The 26,945-nt window shown below is 34.3% G+C and carries 23 protein-coding genes and 1 pseudogene; 2 read left to right on the forward strand and 22 right to left on the reverse strand.

Annotated elements, in window-relative coordinates:
* Positions 1–394 precede the first annotated feature (394 nt).
* The 3 genes and pseudogenes from HMPREF9402_RS14970 to HMPREF9402_RS01740 form a co-directional block, all read right to left on the reverse strand.
* Positions 395–1,450, reverse strand: a pseudogene (locus HMPREF9402_RS14970) (YheC/YheD family endospore coat-associated protein).
* A 273-nt stretch (positions 1,451–1,723) separates the two neighbouring features.
* The gene (lysS, locus tag HMPREF9402_RS01735; protein WP_006785890.1) at positions 1,724–3,211 is read right to left on the reverse strand and encodes a lysine--tRNA ligase; all 1,488 of its coding nucleotides are present in this window, start codon (positions 3,209–3,211) and stop codon (positions 1,724–1,726) included.
* Positions 3,212–3,545: 334 nt separating this feature from the next.
* On the reverse strand, positions 3,546–5,945 hold the full coding sequence (locus HMPREF9402_RS01740; protein ID WP_009606297.1) for a glycoside hydrolase family 31 protein: 2,400 nt from the start codon (positions 5,943–5,945) through the stop codon (positions 3,546–3,548).
* 159 nt (positions 5,946–6,104) lie between these two features.
* On the opposite strand from HMPREF9402_RS01740, the gene HMPREF9402_RS01745 reads away from it, so the two are divergent.
* The gene (locus HMPREF9402_RS01745) at positions 6,105–6,353 is read left to right on the forward strand and encodes a TIGR03905 family TSCPD domain-containing protein (RefSeq protein ID WP_006785888.1); all 249 of its coding nucleotides are present in this window, start codon (positions 6,105–6,107) and stop codon (positions 6,351–6,353) included.
* A 24-nt stretch (positions 6,354–6,377) separates the two neighbouring features.
* On the opposite strand, the gene HMPREF9402_RS01750 is transcribed toward HMPREF9402_RS01745, so the two are convergent.
* The 7 genes from HMPREF9402_RS01750 to HMPREF9402_RS01775 all read right to left on the reverse strand — a co-directional run bounded on the left by HMPREF9402_RS01750 (position 6,378) and on the right by HMPREF9402_RS01775 (position 10,912).
* Positions 6,378–6,569, reverse strand: coding sequence for a hypothetical protein (locus HMPREF9402_RS01750; protein WP_006785887.1), 192 nt, complete (start codon positions 6,567–6,569; stop codon positions 6,378–6,380).
* Positions 6,570–6,644: 75 nt separating this feature from the next.
* Positions 6,645–7,496: a bifunctional methylenetetrahydrofolate dehydrogenase/methenyltetrahydrofolate cyclohydrolase FolD gene (gene folD / locus HMPREF9402_RS01755; RefSeq protein ID WP_009606284.1), complete on the reverse strand. Its 852-nt coding sequence runs from the start codon at positions 7,494–7,496 to the stop codon at positions 6,645–6,647.
* Between the two features lie 10 nt (positions 7,497–7,506).
* Positions 7,507–8,733, reverse strand: coding sequence for a serine hydroxymethyltransferase (glyA, locus tag HMPREF9402_RS01760; RefSeq protein WP_009606282.1), 1,227 nt, complete (start codon positions 8,731–8,733; stop codon positions 7,507–7,509).
* A 159-nt stretch (positions 8,734–8,892) separates the two neighbouring features.
* Complete coding sequence (locus HMPREF9402_RS01765) at positions 8,893–9,186, reverse strand: hypothetical protein (RefSeq protein WP_009606279.1); 294 nt, start codon at positions 9,184–9,186, stop codon at positions 8,893–8,895.
* A gap of 187 nt (positions 9,187–9,373) precedes the next feature.
* Positions 9,374–9,691 (reverse strand): poly(ethylene terephthalate) hydrolase family protein, encoded by a 318-nt coding sequence (locus HMPREF9402_RS14685; protein WP_009606299.1) that lies wholly within the window; start codon positions 9,689–9,691, stop codon positions 9,374–9,376.
* 12 nt (positions 9,692–9,703) lie between these two features.
* A complete protein-coding gene (locus tag HMPREF9402_RS14690; RefSeq protein WP_009606287.1) occupies positions 9,704–9,931 on the reverse strand; it encodes a hypothetical protein in 228 nt (75 codons plus the stop codon).
* Between the two features lie 12 nt (positions 9,932–9,943).
* A complete protein-coding gene (locus tag HMPREF9402_RS01775) occupies positions 9,944–10,912 on the reverse strand; it encodes an alpha/beta hydrolase (RefSeq protein WP_039930649.1) in 969 nt (322 codons plus the stop codon).
* 378 nt (positions 10,913–11,290) lie between these two features.
* Between HMPREF9402_RS01775 and HMPREF9402_RS01780 the strand changes: the two genes are divergently transcribed.
* Complete coding sequence (locus tag HMPREF9402_RS01780; RefSeq protein WP_009606278.1) at positions 11,291–11,797, forward strand: TetR/AcrR family transcriptional regulator; 507 nt, start codon at positions 11,291–11,293, stop codon at positions 11,795–11,797.
* Positions 11,798–12,020: 223 nt separating this feature from the next.
* Here the strand turns inward: HMPREF9402_RS01780 and HMPREF9402_RS01785 are convergent, their stop codons facing one another.
* The 12 genes from HMPREF9402_RS01785 to HMPREF9402_RS01840 form a co-directional block, all read right to left on the reverse strand.
* The gene (locus HMPREF9402_RS01785) at positions 12,021–12,353 is read right to left on the reverse strand and encodes a helix-turn-helix transcriptional regulator (RefSeq protein WP_009606289.1); all 333 of its coding nucleotides are present in this window, start codon (positions 12,351–12,353) and stop codon (positions 12,021–12,023) included.
* 352 nt (positions 12,354–12,705) lie between these two features.
* Positions 12,706–13,233 (reverse strand): dihydrofolate reductase family protein, encoded by a 528-nt coding sequence (locus tag HMPREF9402_RS01790; RefSeq protein ID WP_006785882.1) that lies wholly within the window; start codon positions 13,231–13,233, stop codon positions 12,706–12,708.
* Between the two features lie 1,530 nt (positions 13,234–14,763).
* Complete coding sequence (gene purB / locus HMPREF9402_RS01795) at positions 14,764–16,056, reverse strand: adenylosuccinate lyase (protein WP_009606277.1); 1,293 nt, start codon at positions 16,054–16,056, stop codon at positions 14,764–14,766.
* A 119-nt stretch (positions 16,057–16,175) separates the two neighbouring features.
* Positions 16,176–17,519 carry a sensor histidine kinase gene (locus HMPREF9402_RS01800; RefSeq protein WP_006783653.1) on the reverse strand — a complete coding sequence of 448 codons (1,344 nt, stop codon included), beginning with the start codon at positions 17,517–17,519 and terminating at the stop codon, positions 16,176–16,178.
* A gap of 10 nt (positions 17,520–17,529) precedes the next feature.
* Complete coding sequence (locus HMPREF9402_RS01805) at positions 17,530–18,222, reverse strand: response regulator transcription factor (protein ID WP_009606286.1); 693 nt, start codon at positions 18,220–18,222, stop codon at positions 17,530–17,532.
* Positions 18,223–18,290: 68 nt separating this feature from the next.
* Positions 18,291–18,875, reverse strand: coding sequence for a thioredoxin domain-containing protein (locus tag HMPREF9402_RS01810; RefSeq protein ID WP_006783651.1), 585 nt, complete (start codon positions 18,873–18,875; stop codon positions 18,291–18,293).
* Positions 18,876–18,974: 99 nt separating this feature from the next.
* Positions 18,975–19,253, reverse strand: a complete 279-nt coding sequence (locus HMPREF9402_RS01815) for a hypothetical protein (RefSeq protein WP_229040041.1) — start codon at positions 19,251–19,253, stop codon at positions 18,975–18,977.
* Positions 19,254–19,620: 367 nt separating this feature from the next.
* Positions 19,621–20,904: an adenylosuccinate synthase gene (locus tag HMPREF9402_RS01820; RefSeq protein ID WP_006783649.1), complete on the reverse strand. Its 1,284-nt coding sequence runs from the start codon at positions 20,902–20,904 to the stop codon at positions 19,621–19,623.
* Between the two features lie 19 nt (positions 20,905–20,923).
* Positions 20,924–22,336: an NAD(P)/FAD-dependent oxidoreductase gene (locus HMPREF9402_RS01825; RefSeq protein WP_006783648.1), complete on the reverse strand. Its 1,413-nt coding sequence runs from the start codon at positions 22,334–22,336 to the stop codon at positions 20,924–20,926.
* A gap of 197 nt (positions 22,337–22,533) precedes the next feature.
* Positions 22,534–24,591 (reverse strand): GGDEF domain-containing protein, encoded by a 2,058-nt coding sequence (locus HMPREF9402_RS01830; protein ID WP_009606294.1) that lies wholly within the window; start codon positions 24,589–24,591, stop codon positions 22,534–22,536.
* Between the two features lie 86 nt (positions 24,592–24,677).
* Entirely contained in the window at positions 24,678–25,130 is a 453-nt protein-coding gene (locus tag HMPREF9402_RS01835; protein WP_009606280.1) for a hypothetical protein, read from the reverse strand.
* An 8-nt stretch (positions 25,131–25,138) separates the two neighbouring features.
* A complete protein-coding gene (locus HMPREF9402_RS01840) occupies positions 25,139–26,749 on the reverse strand; it encodes a CTP synthase (RefSeq protein ID WP_009606283.1) in 1,611 nt (536 codons plus the stop codon).
* Positions 26,750–26,945: the final 196 nt, after the last annotated feature.

A 26,945-nucleotide genomic window follows, 5' to 3' on the forward strand; every position in this document is an offset into this window, starting at 1 on the left:
CTACCTTTCACTAAAATAGTCATATTTATAATAATTAATCGAATTAGTTTTTTACATAACTGGCCACTATCATTATCTATAAGAGCTAATATTTTTCCCCGCATAGCTCACGTGATGCTCACTACTAATAGTAAAAATAATTCTTCCGAAATCATGCATATATAAAAGTTTTAAAGTTTCCTCATCATATTTATTAATAAATAAGTACTATCTCATTCTTACTAAAACTGTGAATTTTATATTTGAAATTCAGAGAATAATCTTTATTCCATTTATATGTTCTAGAGTATGTAATAACCTTTCGATTTTAAAACACTCCATCTTTATCTAATAATTACAGTAATTAACGTTTTAACATCAATCTCCATTATAGCGATAATTGTGTTGCCCTCTACTAATCACTCGTAGAATTTAATTTGTTTTTATTTGCTAGAAATATAGCATAATGAATCGTATTTTTTACTACATCCAGCTCTAAATAGAATGCAGGTGGACACCCAGGACGCCAATTCACTTCATAAATCCATATTTTTTTCATATCATCTAGTCCAATATCAATTCCAATTTCATCAAGAGTTTCATTATATTTTTCCATTTGGAGTTGATCTAGGTGTCTAGCCAGTTGCAAGGCAAAGACTTCAAGATATCGTTCCATATCATAAGTGCACTCTGGATCTTCTTGTTTTAAAAAAGGAATCAAATAATTAGTTGCACCACCACTGTTGATATTTGTTACAATACTATCAGTTAACGAAAAGCGTGGATAAATAGTAGTAACCACCCATTCCCCGCTTCCATTTTTTTGAACATGTAATCTTAAATCAAAATTAATTCCATTTTTAGTTTTTGAGTTAATATAAGGTTGTGCTAGATAAGATTATTCTTTTAGACAGGTGGAAATATAATTTTCAAGTTCATAGTAGTTAGCAATTTTGTTTCTTTTATCGCGATTAACTTTATATAAATTTCCCATTTTTTCAATATAGATAATACCTTCCCCTTTATGACCATCTTGAGGTTTAAAGACAACCTTTGAGTACATATTCAAAAAATCAAAAAACTCATTTGTATTACTAATAATTTCAGATGGAATCAAATGATTAGTAAATTCCCCTGCTTCTTTTAAACGTTTATAAACGCTCATTTTATTTCCAATTGAATAAGTCGTAAATGGAATTTCAGATTGTAATTGTTCAATGATTTCTTTATAATTAGCAAGCTTTTCTGGACTTCCCGTATTATAAATTACATCTGGAAATCTACTTTCAACTTTGTGCCAATCACCATTTTCATACATATATCCAGATATCGTATGTTTTTTAAAATTGACTTGTTTAGGAGAAAAATATAGTAACTCTACTCCTTCTGCTTTTGCCACACTTGCAAAGGCATATGCCTTTACAACATGTCTAGGATTTCTACACTGGTGTAAAAAACCAATTAATATCATTTTATGTCCCCCTCTTAATAAAGAGTATTTATTTTATATCTTCTTTATCATATGATTATCTGATTCAATTAGTCACGTCGATAAAGAAAATAGTACCTGTGGTTATGTCACAGTAACATTTGACCTCAATATAAATCTATAGCCTCTTATTAAGAGTAGAGCTTTTAGATTCTCAGCACTTTTAATTCAATTAATTTAATCCTATTTTTAGACATAGTTTTACATTAAATAAAAAAAGACTGCATCGATTTCGATGCAGTCTTATATAATCTATTATTTTTTACGCATTGTTGGGAATAATAATACGTCACGGATTGATGGAGAGTTAGTTAATAACATAACTAAGCGATCGATACCAATTCCAAGTCCTCCTGCAGGTGGCATACCATATTCTAATGCTTCGATGTAGTCAACATCCATTTCAGATGCTTCATCATTTCCTAATTCTTTTTCAGCTAATTGCGCTTCAAAACGTTCTTTTTGATCAATTGGATCATTTAACTCAGTGAAGGCATTTCCATATTCACGTCCATCAATAAAGAATTCAAAACGATCAGTGAAACGTGGATCTTTTGCATTTTTCTTAGCAAGTGGAGAAACTTCCACCGGATGTCCATAAATAAACGTTGGTTGAACAATTTTATCTTCAACGAATTCTTCGAAGAATGCATTGATGATATGTCCAACACCTGTAAAGTGAGTAGGTACTTCAACATTGTGTTCTTTTGCGATAGCTTTTGCTTCTTCAAATGTCATTTCTTTAAAGAAATCAACACCTGTAATCTCTTTAATCGCATCAACCATGTGCCAACGTTTCCATCCAACTGCTAAGTTAATTTCATGTCCACCGTAAGGTACAGTAGTTGTTCCTAAAACTTCTTGTGCAATAGAGGCAATCATGTTCTCAGTTAAGTCCATCATTGTTTCCATATCACCATAAGCTTCATATAACTCAATTGATGTAAACTCTGGGTTATGGCGAACAGAGATTCCTTCATTACGGAAGATACGTCCGATTTCATAAACTTTTTCAAGTCCACCAACTAATAAACGTTTTAAGTGTAACTCAGTTGCAATACGTAAATATAAAGGCATATCTAATGCATTGTGATGAGTTTCAAATGGGCGAGCTGCTGCTCCACCTAATGTTGTGTGTAAAATTGGAGTTTCAACTTCTAAATATCCTAAATTATCTAAATAACGGCGCATTGCAGTAATAATACGAGTACGAGTGATGAAAGTTTGTTTACTTTCTTCATTCATAATTAAATCAACATAACGACGGCGGTAACGCTCTTCAACGTCAGTTAATCCATGATATTTTTCTGGTAATGGGCGTAATGCTTTTGTTAATGGCGTATACTCTTTAACTTTAATTGATAACTCACCAACTTTAGTTTTGAATACAACACCGCGTACTCCAACAATGTCACCTAAGTCTGCTTTATCGAAGAATGCATAAGCTTCTTCACCTACAGCATCTTGACGAACATAAATTTGAACTTGCCCTTTAATATCTTGAATATGTGCAAAACCAGCTTTTCCTTTTCCACGTTTAGTGCGGATACGTCCAGCGATTGCTACTTCAATATTTTTTTCCTCTAATTCTTCTTTAGAAAATTCTCCAAACTCTTCAACTAATTGTGAAGATAAATGAGTACGATTGAATCGTTGTCCAAATGGATCAATTCCGTGTTGACGTAAGTCTTCCATTTTGTCACGTCTAACTTGTAATTGATCGTTGATTTCAGTTGTCGACATCTGAATCACTCCATCTATATAAGCTATTTTTTCATTATTTCATTATAACACGCTAAAGTGTACGATTCCACGAAAAAGTACATTTTGTATTAATTATTGACGTTTTTCAAAAATTATATTCAATTCATTGAATATCGTTTCCCAAATATCGGAAATTTAAAAGGTAGTACCTTTGGTACTACCTCCTCCTCAATTTATAAAACTTCAAACTCTAACTCTATCACAAAACACAATCTAGTAATTCAAATACTTTAATGCCAAGAAATAATTACTAGAATACACACACCAGCCAGGAAAATTTTTTTCTCTTGCAACCTTATTGAGACTAATATAACTACTTCATCAAAGCTTTCGTTAAAATAGCTAACACAGCACGACGAACCTCATCATTGACTGGCATTGCCAGAACTCTCATCATTTTCTCTTCAAGAGAAAGATTCGTGCCTAAAATTCCATATGACCAGTGTTCAAAACGTTGCTTTTCATCCATGATAATAGTCGCATCTTGAACTAATTCAAAGATTAATTGATCAACATCAATTTCTTGATGATATAAATCTTGATGACGAACTTCGATAATACTATCAGCAGAATCAACCGTTACTGATAAAGTTCTTGTAACTACATCATAATTAAAGTCTGATTCTTCACCATTCAAGAAACATTCACAGTCTGATGCTACACCTCTAAACTTCACTGTATACTGACGATTTACTGGAATCACATTTAAATCACCAACGGGTTCATTAATCTTAAATATCAATTTAGTATCTGATGCTTCTAAATCAAAAGTCGTTAATACACTGTGTCCCGCTTCATACTCACGACTAATACCATCATCTTCGTACATCGTGAATGAATTACTAGCTCCACCAAATACAACTAACTCTAAATGCACTGGATTATCAATCTGATTTGTTTGTTCTAGTTTGGCCATTGGAACAATGGCTCCTGCCTTGGCGAATACCGGAATCTCTTCAAGTTTACCGTACATCGCATAAATATTATCTCCACGGTACGCCTCACCTGTGAAGAAATCAAACCACTGACCGCGTGGTAACCAAACCTCTTTAAACGTACGATTTAAAACTTTACTACGTGGCGCGGTAAATGGTGCCACCATTAACTCACTACCATAATAATATTGATCTTTATACTCATATGCTTTTCCATCATGCGGATGCTCAAAATACATCGGCGTAATAAACGGTAAAGACTCCGTCATATTGCGGTATGACATCGTATAAATATAAGGTACTAATTGATGACGAAGATTTAAGAACGATTTCGCCACCTCATACGCTTCATGAGAATGACGCCAAGGTTCTCGTCGATTAAAGATTCCTTTTGATGTATGAAGTCGATTAATCGGACTAAACACCCCATATTGCACCCAACGAGCATACAACTCAGAATCATCGATTCCCATAAAATGACCTCCGATATCGTGGCTCCACCATCCATACGCAACATTTGCGGCTGTTGACGTAAAGTATGGCTGATACGCAAGCGAATCCCAAGTCACAACCGTATCACCTGAGAAACCAATTGGATAACGATGACCTCCAAGACCTGGCCAACGAGAGAACGTAAATGGACGTTTCGATCCATCACGACCTAAATCATAATAATGCAAGTGGTTTAAGAAATATAATGGATCTAATCCCTTCATCGAAGAATTCGTTCCCTGTTGCCAGTCAATCCACCAAAAATCAACGCCTTCGTCCTCAAGTGGATGATGAACTTTCTCAAAATAGGCTTTCATAAACTTAGGACTTGAAATATCAAATGGCACAGGTTGTTCCGAGGAAACATCAACTCCCATATACTTAGCAACACTTTCATAACAATCTTCATGACCACGAATTCCATCAGCGGGGTGTAAATTAAGTGACGTTCTTAACCCCTTATCATGTAACCAAGTCATAAATGCTTTAGGGTCTTTGAATAAGTTTTTATTCCAGGTATAGCCCGTCCATCCACTACCGTACTTCGGATCAATATTTACATTGTGCCAGTCCATATCAATAATACAAACCGATAATGGGATTCCCTCAGATTCAAAACGATTCATTAACCCCTCTAGTTCTGTATCTGAATATTCCCAATAACGACTCCACCAGTTACCAAGTGCATATCGTGGTAATAATTGAGTGCGCCCTGTTAACTTACAATAATCTGCAATACATTCTTTGTAGGCAGTCCCATATCCAAAGAAATAAAGATCCGTTGAATTCGTTGTTCTTGGTTCTAACCAAGACGCTTCGTTAAACACAAGTGATTTTGAATCATCAATGATGACATATCCCTCGCGTGAATTTAAACCTTTTTCAAGTTTTAAGGCACCATCAACAGCATCCAAAGTTCTCGCTGTTCCACCTAAGTTTGTCTGTTCTTCAGTTCCATAACGCCAAATTTGACAAGAATATTTTAATTCAATTGATAGGGTATCCCCACTAAATGGTTGTTCTTTTAAATATTTTAATCTTAAATGATCCGTTACAACTTCTAATATATGTTCATCTTCTTTAACAGAAAGTGCTGGGACTTCCTGTTCGCGATACCAAAATGTTTGACTTGGGCGATCCTCAAAGCAACCTGTCAGTGAGTATTCTAAACGAACAATACGAGATGTTAAAAATGCAATTCGATAACATGCTCCCTGAAAAACAGCCCCCTCATTTGCCATTGGTTTAAAATCCATTTTAAAATGTTTTTCAATGTAAGTTTCCATATGTGTTGCCCCCCTTGTATTTCGAATCGTCCTCATTATAAGACGATTCATAACAATTTGCAAGGGGTTTCTTGAAACGATTCACCTGATTTGAATATTGCTTTCGAAAGACTTGACTGCTATAATATCTGTAACAATTTGGAAAGTAGGGGGATTATTATGGAAACTTATCAAACAAGTGGCGTATGTTCAAAAGAAATTCAATTTGAAATTGAAGATAATAAAATTAAATCAGTTAATTTCATTGGTGGATGTCCAGGAAACTTAATCGGAATCTCTTCTTTAGTTAAAGGAATGAACGTAGAAGAAGCTATCCAAAAACTAAAAGGAATTCCTTGCCGTACAAAAGAAACTTCATGTCCTGATCAGCTTGCAAAAGCGTTGGAACAATACTTAGAACAAAAATAAAAGCTGTATCTTACGATACAGCTTTTACTTTTGCGATGCTCTTTTTTCAAAAATTTTAACCACTTGAAATGATAAAAACATGACGATAACTACCCCAAAGAATAACCCTGTATTACGAGTCAAACTAATGACTTGTTTAACATCTAAATAAATAATTCCAATCGATGCTAATAGCCAAAAAACACTTAAAATCATATTAATTCGTTTAAAATCCATAACCATCATCCCCGCTTCTTTTTCTCTATTTTATCAATTTAAAAAGGCGATGTCACCAAAACATCGCCTTTTTTCTTATTTTGTGAAACCCTTTGCAGCTTTTAATGTGTTAAATAATAACATCGTAATCGTCATCGGTCCAACTCCACCCGGAACAGGTGTAATATAAGAAGCTTTCGGTTCAACTGTATCAAAATCAACATCTCCTACAAGCTTTCCTGTTTCAAGTCGATTAATTCCAACATCGACAACAACGGCTCCTTCTTTCACCATATCAGCTGTGACAAAATGAGGACGCCCAATCGCAACAATTAAAATATCTGCCATCTGCGTTAACATACTTAAATTTTGAGTACGCGAATGACAAACGGTTACCGTTGCATTTTCTTCAAGTAATAATTGGACAAGTGGCTTTCCAACAATATGACTACGTCCAATGATAACAGCATGGCGACCTTCTATTTCGATATCATAAGCTTTCAATAATTCGATAACACCTGCCGGTGTACATGGTTTTAATGAATCAAGCCCTGATGCTAGGCATCCGACTTGATATGGATGGAATCCATCGACATCTTTCTTCACATCAATCGCAGAAATGATGTGATCTTCATTGATATGTTTTGGTAATGGCAACTGCACTAAAATCCCATGAACCGAATCATCTTGATTTAAAACATCGATTTGAGCTAATAAATCTGCTTCTGTTATTGTATCTGCTAACTCGATAACCGTCGACTTAAATCCTACCGCTTCACATGAACGCTTTTTATTGCGAACATAGGTCATCGAAGCAGGATTATTTCCAACAATCACAACCACTAAATGAGGCTGAATTCCTGTTTCTTCAACAAATTTTTCTGTTTGAACTTTTAAATCCTCACGTAAATCTTCAGATACCTTTTTTCCATCAATAATTGTGGCCATAAACTGCCTCCTATTCATATAAAGGGAAACGTCCTGTTAATCCTAAAACAGATTGACGAATTTCATCTAATTTTGCTTCATCTTCATGATATGTTAACGCATCTGCGATATATCCTGCTAACTCAACCATCTCAGCTTCCTTAAATCCACGAGTTGTCACAGCTGGTGTTCCTAAACGAATACCGCTTGTGATGAATGGTTTTTCAGTATCAAATGGGATTGTATTTTTATTACATGTAATCGCAACACGATCAAGTAAGTGCTCAGCATATTTCCCTGTTAATCCAAATGTTGATTTAACATCGACTAACATTAAGTGATTATCTGTTCCACCTGATACAATACGAAGCCCACATTTTGCAAGTTCTTCAGCTAACACTTTCGCATTTTTAATGACTTGAGATTGATACTCATTAAATTCTTCTGTCAAAGCTTCCCCAAAAGCGACTGCTTTCGCCCCAATAACGTGCATTAAAGGTCCACCTTGAATTCCTGGAAACACCACTTTATCGAGTTTTGTCGCAATTTCTTCATCATTCGTTAAAATCATACCACCACGTGGACCACGTAACGTTTTATGAGTTGTTGTCGTTACAATATGAGCGTATGGAACTGGATTTTCATGTAATCCTGCTGCCACAAGTCCTGCGATATGAGCCATATCTACCATTAAGTATGCCCCAACTTCGTCAGCAATTTCACGGAACTTTTTAAAATCAATCGCACGAGGATAAGCCGATGCTCCCGCTACAATTAATGCCGGCTTAACTTCTAACGCAATGCGACGAACTTCTTCATAATCAATCATTTCAGTCTCTTTATCTACCCCATACTCAAAGAACTCATAATCTTTTCCAGAGAAATTAAGTGGATGTCCATGAGTTAAATGTCCACCGTGACTTAAATTCATACCTAATACTTTCGCCCCAGGCTCTAACACTGCACGATATGCCCCCATATTCGCAGAAGACCCAGAATGAGGTTGCACGTTAGCAAACTTAGCTCCAAATAACTGCTTAGCGCGATCCCTTGCAATATCCTCAATCGTATCAACAAATTCGCATCCACCATAGTAACGTTTACTTGGATATCCTTCAGCATATTTATTCGTTAAAATTGATCCTTGAACTTTCATCACTTCTTCTGAAACATAATTTTCAGACGCAATTAACTCAACATTTTCACGTTGACGCTTTAATTCTAAATTTAAGGCTTGTTCTACAGCCGTATCTTTCATACACATCACTCCAATTAATCTATTCATAACGTCATTATTACATATGACAACAAATAATAATATTAAAATACAATTTTTTTATTTTATCACTTTTAGTATATGGAAAACTACAAAAATGTTTATAAAAGTCAAAAAAGTATCTGACAATTCAGACACTTTTTATAATGTATAATTAGGTTTTATAAATATATTCTTTTCAATAACACATTTCTTTCCTTCAAATTTCTGTTTTAATCTGCGTCCTTCAATATAGGTCTTCGTAACATTGACTAAAAATTGTTGACCATTCTGCTCCACTAAATAGTAGGCACTCATATCATTTAACGAATCCACCATTTCTAAAACGCCAGGTTCCGTTAAAAAATCAATCATAGCTTCCATCTTATTTAATTTTTTTCTTCGTATAAGTGGATAAATAACCATTGCCTTTGGATACTTTTCTTTTACCACCATATCATATTTACATCAGTTTCAGTTTTGGGATGCAATAAACTAAATTACATCATTTTTTACAAACAAAAAAGCAGTCATTTTTACAATGGCTGCTTTTTTGTTTGTAATATCAATATTTTTAGTTGTTTCTAATCAGAAAAATCATTATTTTTATGGTTGTAAAAATCAGTGTAAAATCTATCGTAATTTAATGTGAAAAACTACTTGTAAAAACTATTAAAAAAATAATGATTTTGAGGATAACCCCTTGTGAGTGTCCACTAACACCAATGTTGTTAACATCAATTTTACCATAAAAATCACTATTGCTATCTTTATTTAAATTCAACATAAAGTCAAGGGTTGCAGATGTTGAAGCCCCTGTTCTGGAATTTTCATCTTCATTCCCTACAACTATAAACCCCCATGAAGCCAGATGCTTAAAAACAGATTTATATTTTGAAGCCGTAATTCCCGTTCCATTTACCATGATAACGAGAGGATAAGTAGATGAATCTTCTTTCATTTCAGACGGATACTAAATCCCATATTTCTTGCACGTATCAGTTTCTGTTTTAAATTCTGTGCAAGAAACGTCATATTTTCCTAATGCGGTATATTTTTCTTCGATTGGTTGGCTTGTTTTGACAAAATTCCAATAACGACGATTCCGATAAGACATTAACCCTATTCCTAATAAAAGAAGAAGTAAAAATACGCCAACAATAGCAATTATGCCTAACAAAATTCCAATTAAAATTTTCATCATACCTCCGACTTAATTAGTTAAGTATTTTTCCAAATACTCATTAAGCTTATCCATATACAATTTATATTGTTTATTGTCATTTTGAAGACCATGGCCTGAGTGTGGAAATTCGATAAAATCGTGAGGAACCTGATTTTCTTTCAATGCATTAATTAAATGCTTTACCGTTTCAAATGGGCATATTTTATCATACTTACCGTAAGCAATTAGCGTTGGAACAGTATTCTCATTGACCCACATATCTGCGGAAATCCCCTTTATTTCTTCTGCATAGTCATTTGCTTCAATCATTTCTGTTGTAATTTCATTACCAGACATAACACTGAAAAGTACTGCGGCTGCTTCTGGACTTTTATCCAGACCATAACTTGTCCAATCCTCGTGATGGAAACTTGCAGGCCCTACCATTTCAAAAACCATTTTCACAGGAACGGGCGAAGTTTCCGCATCACGATAAGCGTAAAGAAGTGCCAGTGTACCACCTGCACTACCACCAGCTATAGCCATTCTATCCAGTTTATAACCGAGTTTTTCTGCTTCTTCTACAACAAAAGGCATCGCCTCTTTAATTTCTATTGATTGTGAGTAAACAGATGCATCGTTCTCATCTGTTCGCAGAGTGTAATTGATACCTGCGGTAACATAGCCCTTAGAGCAAAGCCATTTCAATATTTCAGTATCACCACTCTTGTCACCACTCGTAAATCCACCTGCATGCAGATACACTACCAAACCATAAGTTTCTTTTGTATTGTCTGCTGGAACATACAAATCAAATTTATTAGCTTCTCCCTTACCGTATGAAATATCAGTATACACCTTCCCAACTGAATCATCCCAATCTACCCGATAATCTTTCGCCAATGGATTGTAGGTAAGTTTAATAATTGCTGAAATAATAAAAGTAACTATGAATGCTCCTACATAAATAAATCCCCATAACACTTTATACTTCCTCCTTCCTTTTTTCTGTTTCACAGGAAATTACCTCCGAACAGTGTACCACCAAGTAAAAGGTTTAAAAATAATCTTATTGCCAGGCGCCCAAGAACTGCTGCAATAAGAATAATGATGATTAGAATAATGAGATGTGCTTTTATACTCATGATATATCCCCTCCTGTTAATGATTAAATGCCCCCGTTATCATGAGACATAATAAATTGACAATATGGTACATTTGTCCTACACTGCAACAAGTGTATCATTTGTAATTAGTACGTTCAATCCCTTCGACCCACACTGGTACAAATTTACTTAAATTGCTCCAGTTATTGCCTACATAGATTATAGCAGATTGAACTACAATCTAATCTGTGGTACATTTGTTACAATATAGGCTCTAAGGAGGAATCTTATGAAACGAAAACACCCAGCTAATCTATTTGTTCGTAACTGCATCACCACAGCGCTATTTAATTTAATGAAAAAGAAAGATTATCCAGAAATCACCGTATCTGAAATTGTGAATGCAGCAGGTGTCAGCCGAAACTCCTTTTATCGTAATTACCAATCAATCGAGGATATTATTCGTCAGCACATGACCGAGCAAACAAAAAAATGGTGGGATGAATATATGGCGAATTTACACCCTCATGTCATTGAAGAGACATTTCAACACTTTCTTGATATGAAAGAAGTGATTGAACTTCTTTATAAGGCCAATCTATCTCATCTATTAATGGAGCATATCTTTATTTGTGGAAAACAAAGCCTCACGGGAGAACTTCATAACACTTATCAAACAGCATTTACGTCTGGCGGGCTTTGGGGACTAACAAACGAATGGGTACTTCGTGGAATGAAAGAAAGTCCTAAAGAAATGGAAGCATTGTTTAGAATGCATGGACAGCAAAATCGTTAAATGTAATATTTTCATATAAGATAAATTCCTAATATCACTAATTTTTTGAATTAATAGTCATATTTTCTTTAGTTGATTTCTATTTAATAAAGGAGTTCAACATAAAAAAAGCAGGTGCGATTTTCCTGCTTTTTTTATGTTGAATACAATGATAATTTAATCAGAGAAATGCATCATTAATTATCCAAATTTATCTTAGCAATTTTCAAAGTGATTTTGACTGCTAAAACTGATGTAATTTAATTTTTTGCATCCCAAAACTGAAACTGATGTCATATTTAGAACGAGCTTTTCCTGTTTTTTTGTACTTCTCAATATCAATCTCTTCCTTTAGAACAATTGAACCAATTTTCTCATCCATAGCTAACAAAGAATCTAAGCTCACATTAAATAATTTTGCGATTGCCTGCAAATTATGAATATCCGGTATTCCTTTATCAGACTCCCACTTCGTAACTGCTTGTCTTGAAACACTTAATTTTTCAGATAATTGTTCCTGTGATAATCCTCTCGCTTGGCGATATTTTTTTATTTTTTCTCCTAATGTCATCGTCATCTTACCTCCTGTCTAAATAATGAACACATCATACTATGCTAAATATAAAATGGCTAACAAAATAATATAACATAACCGCTACTTACCGTAGCATGACCATTATTAATGATTTAAAAAGATAAAAAAAGTGCCTTATAGTAGAAACACTTTTCTACAACAAGACACTTAGATGTGAAGTCGATAAGATATAATTATCTTATTCAGACTATTATTTTTTTACAGTGGAGCATCTGATTCACCACGCGGAGGCTCATCTTCTTTTTGATGTGGGAAAGTAAGCGAAGACCACTTTTGACCTCACACTATTATGTTATCCACATCTACTTTTTTTATACCTTAGTTAACTCAGTTTTTACTTCTCTCTCTTAGAATATTTCATAATAACGATGCCATCTTCAACAGTATAGTATTGCAAACTTAAGTCTATCTTAGGATTATTTCCAAGAAACAAAGGTCTTCCTTTACCTAAAATAGTTGGAATAATCCCTATTATATACTCATCTATGATATCGGCTTTTAAAAAATGATCAACCAAAACTCCTCCACCGAATAAGAAGATATTTTTACCTTCATTTCTTAAATTTACAATCGGCGTACATACATCTCCATTTATAAAATGATAATAATCATAATCCGTTATATCTTGCGAAGTGGCAACATAGATAGGTTTATCTTTAAAATCTTTATGAAATCCTTGATTATAACAATTTTTTCCCATAACGACGATATCAATCTCTTCTAAAAACTTCTTATAATCCCATTTTAAATCAGTATTGAGTGCAGAGTTTCCATCCCCAACAATCCATTCAAAACCACCATTTTCATCTGCAATGTATCCATCTAAACTAATGGCTAAATTTAATACTATTTTTCCAGACATCTATTAATCCTCACCTTCTACTACCTTCACTATAACCTATAATAACCTATATTTTATGTCAGGTTCAAATCATCTACTTTTTGAGCTATTTATAGAAATTAAGAAAACGTGGATCTAATAAAAAATGACTTGCCATAGAATTTACTTTCTATAACAAGTCATTTTATTTTGGGAGTTTAAAAGTTTAATAACTGTCATCAAAAAACTTTTTCAGATTTTAGCTGTTTATCGTGGTAAATCCACAAACGCCACGCAACGGTCGATTCTTATTATTAGAGTGGGATTATCGACAACACCACTTCAACTCCACAATCATAGTGTCTTCAAAAATTTAAATATTATACTCTAATCAAATAAAAAGTGTCTTATCATAGAAATACTTTTCTATAACAAGACACCCGATGTGAAGTCGATAAGATACAAATATCTTATTCAGATACTTACTTTTTTACAGTGGGCTATCTGATGCGCCACGCCAAAGCTAATCTTGTTTATTACAGTGGGAAGATTAGGAAGACCACTTTGACTCCACATTTATAATATCTCCAATTAACCAAAAAACTATACTTAAAATAAAAGAAAATGACCTATCATAGAAGCACTCTTCTATAATAAGTCACTTTCATAACCGTTCAGAGCCAAGAAGTCCGACACACTTGTCAAACCTTTTAGATATTTCTATTTATAGTGGGCTATCTAGACGCCACTCTACGATCGACATAATTATTACAGTGGGTTAGTCGATATAGGCCACTTTGACTCCTAATTATAATATGCTCAATCAAAAAAAGATTATTCGACAAAAATAAAAAAGATGCAACAAACACATCTTTTTTTTCGACTCTTTATTTTTTTTATATAGTGGGCTGCCGAATCACGCCACTCCATTACTGATCTCAAAATAATCATAGCAAAATACTTTCACAATGTCAAATTAAAACAAAGGTAACAACTAGGATTCCTCATTTATCCTAGTTGTTACCTACACATTTAACACAAAAAGTTATCCACAATTCAATTTTTCCTCATAGAAAAGTTTTGGCCGAACTTTTTTTATAAGGTATCAGATAAAGATGTTATAAAATTCAAACAACAGATGATTGACTAATTTTTAAGCAATTAAAATCTAGAATTTTAGTCATTTCAGTTAAGAGAAAAACTATAATTTTGCGTCAGATTACAATCCAGCTGCGAGATGCAAAACACTGGTAAAGTTCGATAATCACCCGTGTTTATCGACACATCGGACTCTCATCACTTTCTTCGTGTGTTAAACACCTCTCTTTACCTTATAATAAATCTAGCCTCGATGAACAACTCCTCCATAAAGTTTTACCCCACTTGTGCTTTTCAAGCACTTTGGTGGTTAAGCACTTTTGTTCGGAGTTAAACGTTCATCTCAGCCTTTTATGTAATCTAGTTTCGAGCAAAATCTCTATAAAGTCCAAACGACCTTTGCCTCAATTCTTGAGGCAAAAGCATTTGCTACGACTTTTACGAGCTTTTAAACGCTCGATTCACCCTTTTATATTATAATCCTAATCGTTCAAAGATTCCGTCTACTGATTTTAGGTGGTATGTGTGGTCGAAGCAGTCGTCTAAGTCTGCCGCGTCTAAATACTGGCATACTGTTTCATCAGCCTCAAGTAATGTACGGAATGATTGTCGTTCTTCCCATGCTTGCATCGCTTTAGGTTGTACTAAGTCATATGCTTTTTCACGAGCAAATCCTTTTTCGATTAGTTTTAACATTACACGTTGAGAGAAAATAACTCCGTGAGTTTTATTAATGTTTTCTAACATATTTTCTTCATAAACAGTTAAGTTATCAATAATATTTGTAAAACGATTTAACATATAATCAAGTAACATCGTTGCATCTGGTAAAATAATACGTTCAGCAGATGAATGTGAAATATCACGTTCGTGCCAAAGTGGAATATTTTCATAAGCTGTTACCATGTATCCGCGTAACACACGAGCACATCCAGCCATATTTTCTGAACCAATTGGGTTACGTTTATGTGGCATTGCTGAAGATCCTTTTTGTCCTTTGCGGAAGAACTCTTCTGCTTCACGAACCTCCGTACGTTGCAAATGACGGATTTCAACTCCCATTTTCTCAATAGAAGCTCCCACTAATGCAATCGCAGACATATAAGCAGCGTGACGATCACGTTGAAGAGTTTGAGTAGAAATTTTTGCTGACTGTATTCCTAACTTTTCGCACGTATAATCTTGTACGAAGAAAGGAATATTCGCATGAGTTCCAACTGCCCCTGAAATTTTACCCGCTTCAACTTCACGAGCCGCTTGTTCAAAACGAGCCTGGTTACGTTTCATCTCTTCATACCATAATGCTAATTTTAAACCAAACGTCGTAATCTCAGCATGAACACCGTGAGTACGTCCCATTTGCACAGTATGTTTATATTTTTTAGCTTTCTCTGCTAAAACATCAATAAAACGTTGAATATCTGCTCTTAAAATATCATTTGCTTGTTTTAATAAATATCCGTTTGCAGTATCAACAACATCAGTTGATGTTAAGCCATAGTGTACCCATTTTTTTTCTTCACCACAAGTTTCACTCACCGCACGTGTAAAAGCTACAACATCATGACGAGTTTCTTGTTCAATTTCATAAATACGATTTAAATCAAATGAAGCATTTTTCCATAGCTTTTCAACATCCTCCATTGGAATGTGTCCTAAATGAGCCCAAGCTTCACATGCTAAAATCTCAACTTTTAAATAAGACTCAAATTTATTTTGTTCTGTCCAAATAGCCGCCATTTCAGGGCGTGAATAACGTTCGATCATATGCCGCACCTCTCCTTTTCTACTTACCCTTTTATTTTAACTGAATTTTTCCAAAGTCACAATGAAAGATAAATTTTTTCTTTCATAATTTAATAAAAAAGAGCTAAATCAAATACGATTTAGCCCTTCTTATGTTCATGTGTTTTTTTCTTTTGTGGAGGTACTATACATGGTAACTTAACACTCATACAAACACCATTTTCGACATTTAAAGCCTCAACTGTCCCGTTATGAGCTAAAATAATCGTTTTAACAATGGCAAGCCCAAGTCCTGACTGACCTTGATCCCCCTTATAAAATCGATCAAATAAATAAGGTAAATCTTTCTGATCAATTTGAGGCCCATCATTAAACAAACGAATCTCAATCGTAGAACCCTCAACAATAGTTTCAATCACAATCTTCGATTTCGCATAGCGAATCGCATTCGTAATAATATTAGATAAAGCACGAATCATCTTATCATCATCAATCTTAACTTCAACCGGCTTATCTAGCTCCAATGAAAACTGAAGATTCTTATCCGCCACAATACTCGACATCTTCTGATGAAAACCATCTAAAAAAGCATTCACATCAACAAGCTGAAACTGATAACGATCATGTGTTGCATCCTCAAGCTTCGATAAATATAAAATAGACTCAACGAGAGTTCGAAGTGCATCACTCTCTTGTTGAATGACTTCAGCGGCCTCATCAATCGAGAAAATTCCATCCTTTAGTCCTTCAGCATACCCTTTAATATTCATCAGAGGCGTCTTTAACTCATGCGATGTATTCTCAAAGAACGCCTTACGTTTTCGATCATTTTTAACAATCGATTCCGCCATATGAACTAAATCTTCATCAAGCTCTTGAATCTCATCACCCGTAAAAATTGTCACCTCAGGTGCTTCAAGACTCTCCTGAAATCCGCGAACTTTATTTCTTAACAAATGAATCGGTCTTGAAATATTATTCTGAACATAGATCCCAAAGAATCCAGCAATCAACATACTCACTAAAGACGTAATAAATAAAATACTTAAATTCATTTGATTAAGTGCCGTAATCATACTCTTCTCACTTAACAAAATAATATCATAAGAATAAGGCCCAACATTAACCTCACCAGAAACTGTGACATAATTACGATTTAAATAATTAACATCACCTTCATGTGCATTTAAATCTTGAATCACCTCATCATTATCCCAATAAGTCAAAGAATCATTTTGAATAATAATGATATTCGATTGAACAAGCTTCATTAAATTATTACGAATCAATCCACCTATCGGCCAATATGGAGATTCATTATCCTTTAAATTCTTTGCAATAACATCTAACTCTTTCTCCATATCATATGTAATTCGATACGTCAAAAATTGATTCGATGACACCGTAAACAACGTAAATGATGTCATAATCGCAATCAAAATAATAATGATATAACTCCAAAACAACTTTCGATCAAGTCTCATAAGCTATCTCCTAAAAATTATCATCAATGCGATATCCATAACCCCAAACCGTTGTAATTTCAACTTGTGCATCGAAAGACTTTAATTTCTTTCTTAAACGTTTAACTAAATCATCAATCATTCGAGATTCTCCGACATAGTCATAACCCCAAATATTCTGAATTAAATTCTCACGAGTAAACGAAATATTCTTATTTTTAACTAAATAAGCTAACAACATATACTCATTATTCGTTAAAGATAACTCCTTATCCTTAACTGAACAAACACGTTTAGAGTCATCAATCTTTAAATCCTTAATTTGATAAGTCGTCGTCTCGTGGTCACTCACCATCACCGGTTCAATACGTCTAAAAATAATTTTTAAACGCACTAATAACTCACGTGGGCTAAAAGGTTTCGATAAATAATCATCTGCTCCAAGCTCAAGACCAATAATACGATCCACCGCCTCATCTTTTGCCGAAACGAAAATAATTGGAACTTGGCTTACAGTACGAATCTTCTTACATAAATCAAGCCCATCCATCGTACCTGGCATCATAATATCAAGTACGAGTGCATCGGGTTGTAGCATATTAAATGCCTCAAAAACATGCTCAGCATTCTCAAAAGCTGTTACCTTATATCCTTCCTTCTCTAAATATCTTAAAATTAATTGTCTAATATTTGCATCATCATCAATTACGAATACGTGTTTCATCTATTTCACCTCATTATAGTATTAACCTTTTAAAAAATCTTGCTTCAATAAAGCAAGATTTTTATCTTTTATTGTCCATAAGTTGCTAGTAAGGCACGATCTTCAGTGATACCTTCTCCATATCCTGCAAACTGACCATCTTTAACTTTTAATAAAGTTGGTGTTCCTGAAATCTCAAGTTGTTGTGCAGATTGTGGAGTCACATTATTATTAGCATGACTATTATATGCTACAATCTCATTACTTTGATTAGTTGAAATCGTCCATCCTTCATTTGAAGGATAAAGAGCACGACTCTCACCCTCATTTAAAACTTCAACACCATTTTCCATCTTACCAATGACTTTTGTATAATCTAAATCATGGGCCTCCCAATCATACCAAGCATCTAAGTTTTCATCAGCTGCCATATCAACCACATAAACAGGAACATTCTCATCATTATGAGCTGCTACTAGTTCAGGACCAAACTGCTGACATAAACCACAAGTCTCCTGATAAAAGTACACATAATACTCAGAATCCTTCTGATCAAAGGCCTCTGTATAATTAATATGTTTAAAATCAGTAATCGAATTGACACTAGGAAAAAACATATTAACGCCAACTGCTATAATAACAACTGCAACTAAAGCAATTAAAATCTTCTTCATGACTATTACTCCTTATATAATCTAGTAATATCTAAATTTATTATAACTTAAAACTCCCTCTTATATTTGAAAAAAATGTGAAATATATGTAAAAACCAATTATTTCAAAGTAAACAACATCCCAAAATTAAATAACTCCTGAAGTCCCATTGGTAACTCAATATAACCTGCCGAAACTAAAAATGCAATTAATGCACAAACAACCGCCACAAATACAATCGTCTTCGTCACCATATTAAAAATGAACTTACATAAAAACGCAATAACTAACCCCACAATCAATCCTTGAATCAAACCATGCATCACAATATACTGATTGAAAGCCTCATTAAAAAAATAAAGACAAACAATAAAAATAATATAATACCACTTATTCATCCACGTATTCATCCCTTCTATAACTTTCATGTACTACCATTGTACAATATTTCCAAAAAAAAGCAACGTCTCAAAAACGACGTTGCTTCTCATATATCAAAAGTCCCCACTTTGATTTTCTATTTCTCACATATTACTGATAATCCGGTACCATCAATTATTCGCTTCCCCACGAATAACTAAATTCCCGCTACGAATTATCACTTGAAAGGATATCACCGCTTGTTGCGATGTCTAGAACGAATATGCCTTCAAACTTCTAACTCTAACCATATCCCTAATTACTCGCAACTTTCGTTGCTATCACTTAACTAGATATCGCCGCTTATTGCGACATATAGTCTAACTAATGATGCAAAGCACCGAGTTAGACTAATAATTCTTTCATTAAGATTGTTTGTTCACGGTCTGGACCAACACTGAAGATTGCAATTGGTGCTCCAACTAATTCTTCAATACGTCGTAAATAATTTTGAGCTGCTACTGGTAACTCTTCAAATGATGTTACTCCAGTAATATCTTCTTGCCATCCTGGCATCTCTTCATAAACTGGTACACAGCGTTCAAACTCACGAATTGTTGATGGAACATATTTGATTACTTGTCCATCTAACTCATAAGCCGTACAAATTTTTAATGTATCTAAACCTGATAAAACATCTAATAAGTTAACTGAGATTCCAGTTAATCCACTTACACGACGAGTATGAGAAACAACTACACTATCAAACCATCCAATACGACGAGGACGACCAGTTACCGTTCCATACTCACGTCCGATTTCACGAATACGTGCTCCAATCTCACAATGTAACTCAGATGGGAATGCACCTTCTCCAACACGAGTTGAATAAGCCTTAACAACCCCAATAACTTCATCAATCTTAGTAGGTCCAACTCCTAAACCAGTTGTAACTGCTCCAGCTGATGGGTTTGAAGACGTAACAAATGGATAAGTTCCATGATCCACATCAAGCATAACCCCTTGAGCCCCTTCAAATAAAACTTTTTTACCTTCAGTTAACGCCTCATCTAACTCATAAGAAGTATCTGTCACATAAGGACGAATAACCTCAGCATACTCACAATATTTTGTATAAATCTCTTCAAATGAGAATGTTGGCTTACCGTACTTCGCTAAAATCTCATTCTTAGCCGTTACTTGCTCAAGTAAAAGTTCAGCAAATAACTCCTTATCCATTAAATCTCCAATACGAATTCCACAACGTGCATACTTATCTGTATAGCAAGGTCCGATTCCACGCTTCGTTGTTCCAACCTTACGATCACCTTTTAACTCTTCTTGAAGACCATCTAACTCAATATGATAAGGGAAAATCACATGTGCTCTATTAGAAATACGAATATGATTAGTTGAAACTCCACCTTCATTTAGATACGCGATTTCTTCAAGTAATGCCTCAGGATTAATAACCATCCCATTTCCTAAAATAACTTTCTCAGCACTAAAAATTCCAGAAGGAATTAAACGTAACTTAAACTGTTGTCCGTTAAATTCAATCGTATGTCCTGCATTATTACCACCTTGATAACGAGCTACAATATCAGCACGTTGTGCTAAATAATCTGTAATCTTTCCTTTACCTTCATCTCCCCATTGAGTTCCTACAACTACTACTGTCTTTGTCATTTTAATATCCACCTTTCAATTAATAACGTTCTAAAATTTGACGAGCTACCCAAACACCACTTGCTCCAGCTTGTGCAAGACCACGCGTTACACCAGCGCCATCTCCACCAACGAATAATCCTTTAACCTTTGTTTCAAATTTATCATTAATCTCAGGACGTGCTGAGTAGAACTTTGCCTCTACTCCGTAGAATAACGTATGTTCTGATGCAATCCCTGGTGTTACATGATCTAACGCCTCAGTCATCTCAATCAATGACTTCATTGTGTTATATGGAAGAACTAATCCTAAGTCACCTGGTACAGCTTCTTTTAACGTTGGATCAACAAATCCTTCTTTCAAACGTTTCTCAGTCGTACGACGCCCTCTTAAAATATCACCATATTTTTGAACAATAATCGATCCATTTGACAATTTATTTGCTAAATGAGATACCTCATGTGCAAACTCATTTGGTTGATCAAACGGCTCTTCAAACGTATGTGATACTAATAAAGCAAAGTTCGTATTCTTACTTCCAAGCTTTGGATCCTTATACGCATGTCCATTTGCCAACATCGTTCCCGAATGATTTTCAACTACAACATGTCCTGAAGGATTTGAACAGAACGTACGAACTACCGTTCCAACACTCGTACGATACATAAACTTTCCTTCATACAAATGCTCATTAATCTCTTGCATAACAATATCAGATGTCTCAACACGAACCCCAATATCCACCTGTAAATTCTTCATCGGAATTCCTTGACTATTCATCACATCTTTTAACCACACAGATCCATCACGACCAGGGGCTAGGAAAACATATTTCGTTTCCATCACTTCACCATTGGCTAATAACACACCTTTTACTTCCCCATCCTCAGTTAAAACCTCTTTAACTTCGGTCTTGAAGTGATAATCTACGCGATCCTTCAATTCCTCATAAATACTCTTTAAAATTTCTAAGTTTTGTTCAGTTCCTAAATGACGAACCTTCGCACGTAATAGCTTCAGTCCAACTGCATAACCACGCTTCTCAATCTCACGTACTTTATCAGTCGTTGGATCCGTAATATCAGTCGTTGCCCCATGCTCTAAGTTAATTCCATCCACATAATCAATTAAATCTTCAACCACTGAATTTGATAAATAATCTGTCATCCATCCACCAAACTCATGTGTAATATTAAACTTTCCATCTGAATAAGCACCTGCTCCACCAAACCCATTCGTAATTGAACAAGCTGGCATACATCCCACATGATCCTTAATCACTGGACATTTCTTAATTTTATGTTCAAGAATTGGACATCTTCTCTTGTAAATATCTAATCCTTTATCGACTAATGCTACTTTTAAATTTTCATTTTTCTTAGATAACTCATACGCTGCAAAAATTCCTGCAGGCCCTGCACCAACAATAACCACATCATACTTACTCATCAATTTCTCAGCTCTCCTTCTAACTAATCTGGTATATACCAAACAAAAAGCACTCTATGCGAACATAGAGTGCTATACGTTTAAAATATATATTAAATTTATCAATTTAGTTTCCAAATTAGTCATCTTCATTTTTAAGTCACCTTTGAAAATAGGATTTAACATTTACATTATACCAAAAAACTCTATCAACACAACCCCTACTTTGAAAAAATATTAAATTGATTGCGACCATTCTTCTTACTTTTATAAAGAGCCTGGTCTGCCTCATGATATAACATCTCCATCCCACAATCCTGACCTTCATATATTGTACCACCAATTGAAGCTGTAACCTTTAAATCCTCACTATAATCAAACATCTCCTCTTGAATAGCCTCTAAAACCGTACAAACCTTAGCAATATCATCCATCATCAGACAAAGTACAAACTCATCTCCACCTAATCGACAAATAATATCACCTTTTCTTGTACAACTCTTAATCGTATAGGCCACATGCTCAATTACCTTGTCTCCAATCAAATGGCCATACGTATCATTAATCGATTTAAAATAATCAATATCAAAAATGATAAAAGCAAAGTGTTGACGCCTCTTCAAAACCTTATTCATCTCATTTTCATATCCCACTCGATTTAAAAGACCTGTTGCATAATCTGTATACTTCAAATACTCCGTCTTCTTATCCATATACCTTTGACGATATAACACACCAATAACACCCATCGTTACAATAAAAACCCCCAATAAAAGAAGCCGTTGTTGCTGCATCGAATAAAGGTTATCACGAAGCTTTGACATCTCATACAAATACATCTCAGTCGCTAACAAAGTTGAATACTTATCATCTAAAAAATCGCGCTTGCTAATCGCATCAAATAAATTCTTATAAAATGGATCATCCTGCACTAATAAAGAAAACGTATATTTGCCCATTTTCCCTTTTTGATACAACTCATACTGCTCAAAATAATCCAAATAAACAGGATCCATCACCAAATATTGAATCTCATGATCCAACGACTCAATTAAATGAGTAAGCGTACTATCAATGACAAATCCCCTTGAATTTAAATGATTAAAATTCAAAAAACCCTGACTATAAACAATCGGACCTAAAATACTCCCAATCTTAACAGAGCTATTCTTACTAATTTCATCGTGAATCAACAACTGATCGTAATTCGCATATGCATTAAGCTGTCCTTGATAAACATCATATCCATCACTAACAAAATCAAAATTAAAAACGGGTAAAATATCAATCTCACCACTATCATATAAACCCTTTAACTCCTCATACTCACCAAAAACAAACTCAAACTCCATACCAAAATTCGTCTTGATCTGCTTCACAATATAATCAAGCAAACCACCAACAGACTCACCATTTTGATACATAAACGGAGCTACATCATAAACACCAACTCGCATCATAGGCTTATCATAAAACAACCACTCATGCGTCTTCTTATCAATATCATACAACTTACTATTCAGTGAATTTTGATGATTCATAAATGTATCCGCATACTCCTCAACCGTCTGCATTCGTGCCATGACCTTATTCAAAATCGAAATTAAATTGCGTTTATCCGAAACAAAATACCAAGCTGAACCACTATACTCAGACACCTTCACCTCACGCAACTCATTCACTGCACTCTGATACATAAACAAATCACCTGGCACAAAAATACAATCAACCTCACCCATATCAAGCGCCTCATACAATCTAATATAATTCGGATACTCCACAAAGGAATCTAAATACTTTCCAATATTAGAATCATTATAAACAACCCCGACCCTTTTCCCCGTTATTTCGTCTAAACTCTTTATATCACTAGATGAATTTACAAAAAAAGTATACTCAAACTCATGAATCGGACTACTATAAAATAAATTCCCGTAATCATCTAACCTACCCGAAATCATCACATCCACAATTCCAAAATCAATAACATCCCTATTCTGCTTCACCTCAGTCACAGGTACCGAATACAAATACTTATCCGTGGCTACATTAAATTCCTGGGAAATATCAGTCACCACACCCTTTAAAGAACTAGAAAAATACGAATAATTCAAAGGTGTAATCGAAGCTGGATATCCTATAATATATTTAATTTGAGTAGAATTTTCCAACCAAATTTCTTCATTTTCAGACAAACTCACTGATGTTACCACATCAGTTGCTAGAACATCCATACAACCCAAGAATAACAAAACAAATAAAACAATAACCTTCTTCATCTCATAACCCCTATTATGAATACGTTTTAATTATATTATAAAATTTTCCATACAGTACAACAAGACCTAATGAAAAAAAGAAGGTATTATCCCTTCTTTTTTTCCAACCACTCTTTAATTTTCACTAAATCTTCTTCACAAATGCCATGTAAATCATAGCATTTATCCAAAGAATAAATATAAAACCTATAAAAACCTCTAATAAATTCAACATCCTCAAAAGCACTAATATCAGAACTATTAATCACACAATTTGGAATAACTAGAGCATTCTCCTTAAACACATAAGAAACCCCACAATAATAATGCTTATGCATCGTAGGAACTAATAGCAAAACAATAGATACCACAAAGATAGGTAAATTTACTAACGCAAGAACAAATAAATAATATCCAAAAGACTGCTCATCTAACATCAACCTTACATACTGAGCAACAAAATAAAAATTAACAATTAAAAGTAAAATTCCAAAATAAATAAACTTTCTTTTCGATCTAGCAATACTAACTACATTGGGTTTAATGCTAAACTCAGACATCATATCACCTATTTTTGTTCATTACTATAAGTAATTGCCGCATTAATAAACTCACGGAATAAAGGTTGTGGACGTTGAGGACGAGATAAGAATTCCGGATGGAATTGTCCAGCAACAAACCAACGATGTTCAGGAATCTCAATAATCTCAACTAACCCAGTTTGAGGATTAATACCAGAGAACACTAACCCAGCATCCTCTAAAATAGCCTTATACTGATTATTAAACTCATAACGATGACGGTGACGCTCCTTAACATTTACAGACTGATAAGCCTCAAATGCCTTAGTCCCTTCAGTTACTCTACAATCATATAACCCTAAACGTAAAGTACCTCCCATTTCAATTCCTTCATATTGATCTGGTAAATAATCAAATAATGCATAAGCAGCTTTCTCATCAAACTCAGTCGAATTAGCTCCTTCTAATTTAGCAACATGACGAGCATACTCAATTGCAGCAATTTGCATCCCTAAACAAATTCCAAAATAAGGTACATTATTTTCACGAGCAAACTGACATGCTAAAATCTTACCTTCAACACCACGATTTCCAAATCCACCAGGAACTAAAATACCATCAACATCAGCAAAGATTTCAGCAACAGACTCCTCAGTCACTTTCTCAGAATCTACCCATTTAATCTTAACCTTCTTACCATAATGATATCCGGCATGTTTTAACGCCTCAACCACTGATAAATAAGCATCTGGCAATGCTACATATTTACCAACTAACGCGATATTTACATCGCCTTCTAAATAACGCACAACATTAATTAACTCTTCCCATTCAGACATATCAGCCTCTGGAGCCTCGATTCCGAAATGTTTACAAACATAATCATCTAACCCTTGAGCCTTTAAGTGCATTGGCACTTCATATAAAATTTCTGCATCAATACACTGTACAACAGCTTCCTTAGGAACATTACAGAATGAAGAAATCTTCTCTTTAACATGATCTTCAATATCAACTTCTGTACGTAAAACAATCACATCAGGTTGAATTCCTAAAGATAATAATTCTTTTACACTATGTTGCGTTGGCTTAGTTTTAATTTCACCTGCAACCTTTAAGAAAGGTACTAGAGTATTATGAATATATAAAGTATTATGATATCCAAAATCTTTACGGGCTTGTCTAATAGCCTCTAAAAAAGGTAAAGATTCAATATCACCAACTGTTCCACCAATCTCAGTAATAATAACATCTGCACCACTATCCTGTGCTGCAGCAAGTAGCTTAGACTTAATCTCATTAGTAATATGTGGAATTACTTGCACAGTTGCTCCTAAATACTCACCACGGCGCTCCTTTTCAATTACGTTTGAATAAACACGCCCTGTAGTAATATTTGAGTTTTGTGATAAATTTTCATCAATAAAACGCTCATAATGACCTAAATCTAAATCAGTCTCCGCTCCATCATCCGTTACAAATACTTCACCATGTTGGTATGGACTCATAGTTCCTGGATCAACATTAATATACGGATCAAATTTTTGCATAAAAACTTTTAAACCTCTATTTTTTAATAAACGCCCAAGAGAAGATGCCGTAATTCCTTTTCCTAAAGATGAAACAACTCCTCCTGTAACAAATATATATTTTGTCATATTAAAATCCTCCTGTACTCAATTTCCTACATAAAAAAAATAAGCCCTCCACTAGTGGAGAGCTATGCATCTATTTTTAAGGCTCTTGACTATATTATCAGAAAAAAAATAATAATACAACATTAAAAATAAAATATATCTAAATAATAATATATTCTAACTATAAAAATTCACGTAAAGATCATTGAAAGAAATG

Source organism: Turicibacter sp. HGF1, assembly GCF_000191865.1.
Lineage (GTDB): Bacteria > Bacillota_I > Bacilli_A > MOL361 > Turicibacteraceae > Turicibacter > Turicibacter sanguinis.

Bases quoted from the DNA above. Each gene is read 5' to 3' on its own strand.
- HMPREF9402_RS01835 (WP_009606280.1), bottom strand. From the start codon at position 25,130: ATGTCTGAGTTTAGCATTAAACCCAATGTAGTTAGTATTGCTAGATCG.
- lysS (WP_006785890.1), bottom strand. From the start codon at position 3,211: ATGTCGACAACTGAAATCAACGATCAATTACAAGTTAGACGTGACAAA.
- HMPREF9402_RS01830 (WP_009606294.1), bottom strand. From the start codon at position 24,591: ATGAAGAAGGTTATTGTTTTATTTGTTTTGTTATTCTTGGGTTGTATG.
- HMPREF9402_RS01815 (WP_229040041.1), bottom strand. From the start codon at position 19,253: ATGAATAAGTGGTATTATATTATTTTTATTGTTTGTCTTTATTTTTTT.
- HMPREF9402_RS01750 (WP_006785887.1), bottom strand. From the start codon at position 6,569: ATGGATTTTAAACGAATTAATATGATTTTAAGTGTTTTTTGGCTATTA.
- purB (WP_009606277.1), bottom strand. From the start codon at position 16,056: ATGATCGAACGTTATTCACGCCCTGAAATGGCGGCTATTTGGACAGAA.
- HMPREF9402_RS01800 (WP_006783653.1), bottom strand. From the start codon at position 17,519: ATGAGACTTGATCGAAAGTTGTTTTGGAGTTATATCATTATTATTTTG.
- HMPREF9402_RS01740 (WP_009606297.1), bottom strand. From the start codon at position 5,945: ATGGAAACTTACATTGAAAAACATTTTAAAATGGATTTTAAACCAATG.
- folD (WP_009606284.1), bottom strand. From the start codon at position 7,496: ATGGCCACAATTATTGATGGAAAAAAGGTATCTGAAGATTTACGTGAG.
- HMPREF9402_RS14685 (WP_009606299.1), bottom strand. From the start codon at position 9,691: ATGAAAGAAGATTCATCTACTTATCCTCTCGTTATCATGGTAAATGGA.
- glyA (WP_009606282.1), bottom strand. From the start codon at position 8,733: ATGAAAGATACGGCTGTAGAACAAGCCTTAAATTTAGAATTAAAGCGT.
- HMPREF9402_RS01780 (WP_009606278.1), top strand. From the start codon at position 11,291: ATGAAACGAAAACACCCAGCTAATCTATTTGTTCGTAACTGCATCACC.
- HMPREF9402_RS01745 (WP_006785888.1), top strand. From the start codon at position 6,105: ATGGAAACTTATCAAACAAGTGGCGTATGTTCAAAAGAAATTCAATTT.
- HMPREF9402_RS01790 (WP_006785882.1), bottom strand. From the start codon at position 13,233: ATGTCTGGAAAAATAGTATTAAATTTAGCCATTAGTTTAGATGGATAC.
- HMPREF9402_RS01810 (WP_006783651.1), bottom strand. From the start codon at position 18,875: ATGAAGAAGATTTTAATTGCTTTAGTTGCAGTTGTTATTATAGCAGTT.
- HMPREF9402_RS01785 (WP_009606289.1), bottom strand. From the start codon at position 12,353: ATGACGATGACATTAGGAGAAAAAATAAAAAAATATCGCCAAGCGAGA.
- HMPREF9402_RS01820 (WP_006783649.1), bottom strand. From the start codon at position 20,904: ATGACAAAGACAGTAGTAGTTGTAGGAACTCAATGGGGAGATGAAGGT.
- HMPREF9402_RS01805 (WP_009606286.1), bottom strand. From the start codon at position 18,222: ATGAAACACGTATTCGTAATTGATGATGATGCAAATATTAGACAATTA.
- HMPREF9402_RS01765 (WP_009606279.1), bottom strand. From the start codon at position 9,186: ATGGTGGTAAAAGAAAAGTATCCAAAGGCAATGGTTATTTATCCACTT.
- HMPREF9402_RS01840 (WP_009606283.1), bottom strand. From the start codon at position 26,749: ATGACAAAATATATATTTGTTACAGGAGGAGTTGTTTCATCTTTAGGA.
- HMPREF9402_RS14690 (WP_009606287.1), bottom strand. From the start codon at position 9,931: ATGAAAATTTTAATTGGAATTTTGTTAGGCATAATTGCTATTGTTGGC.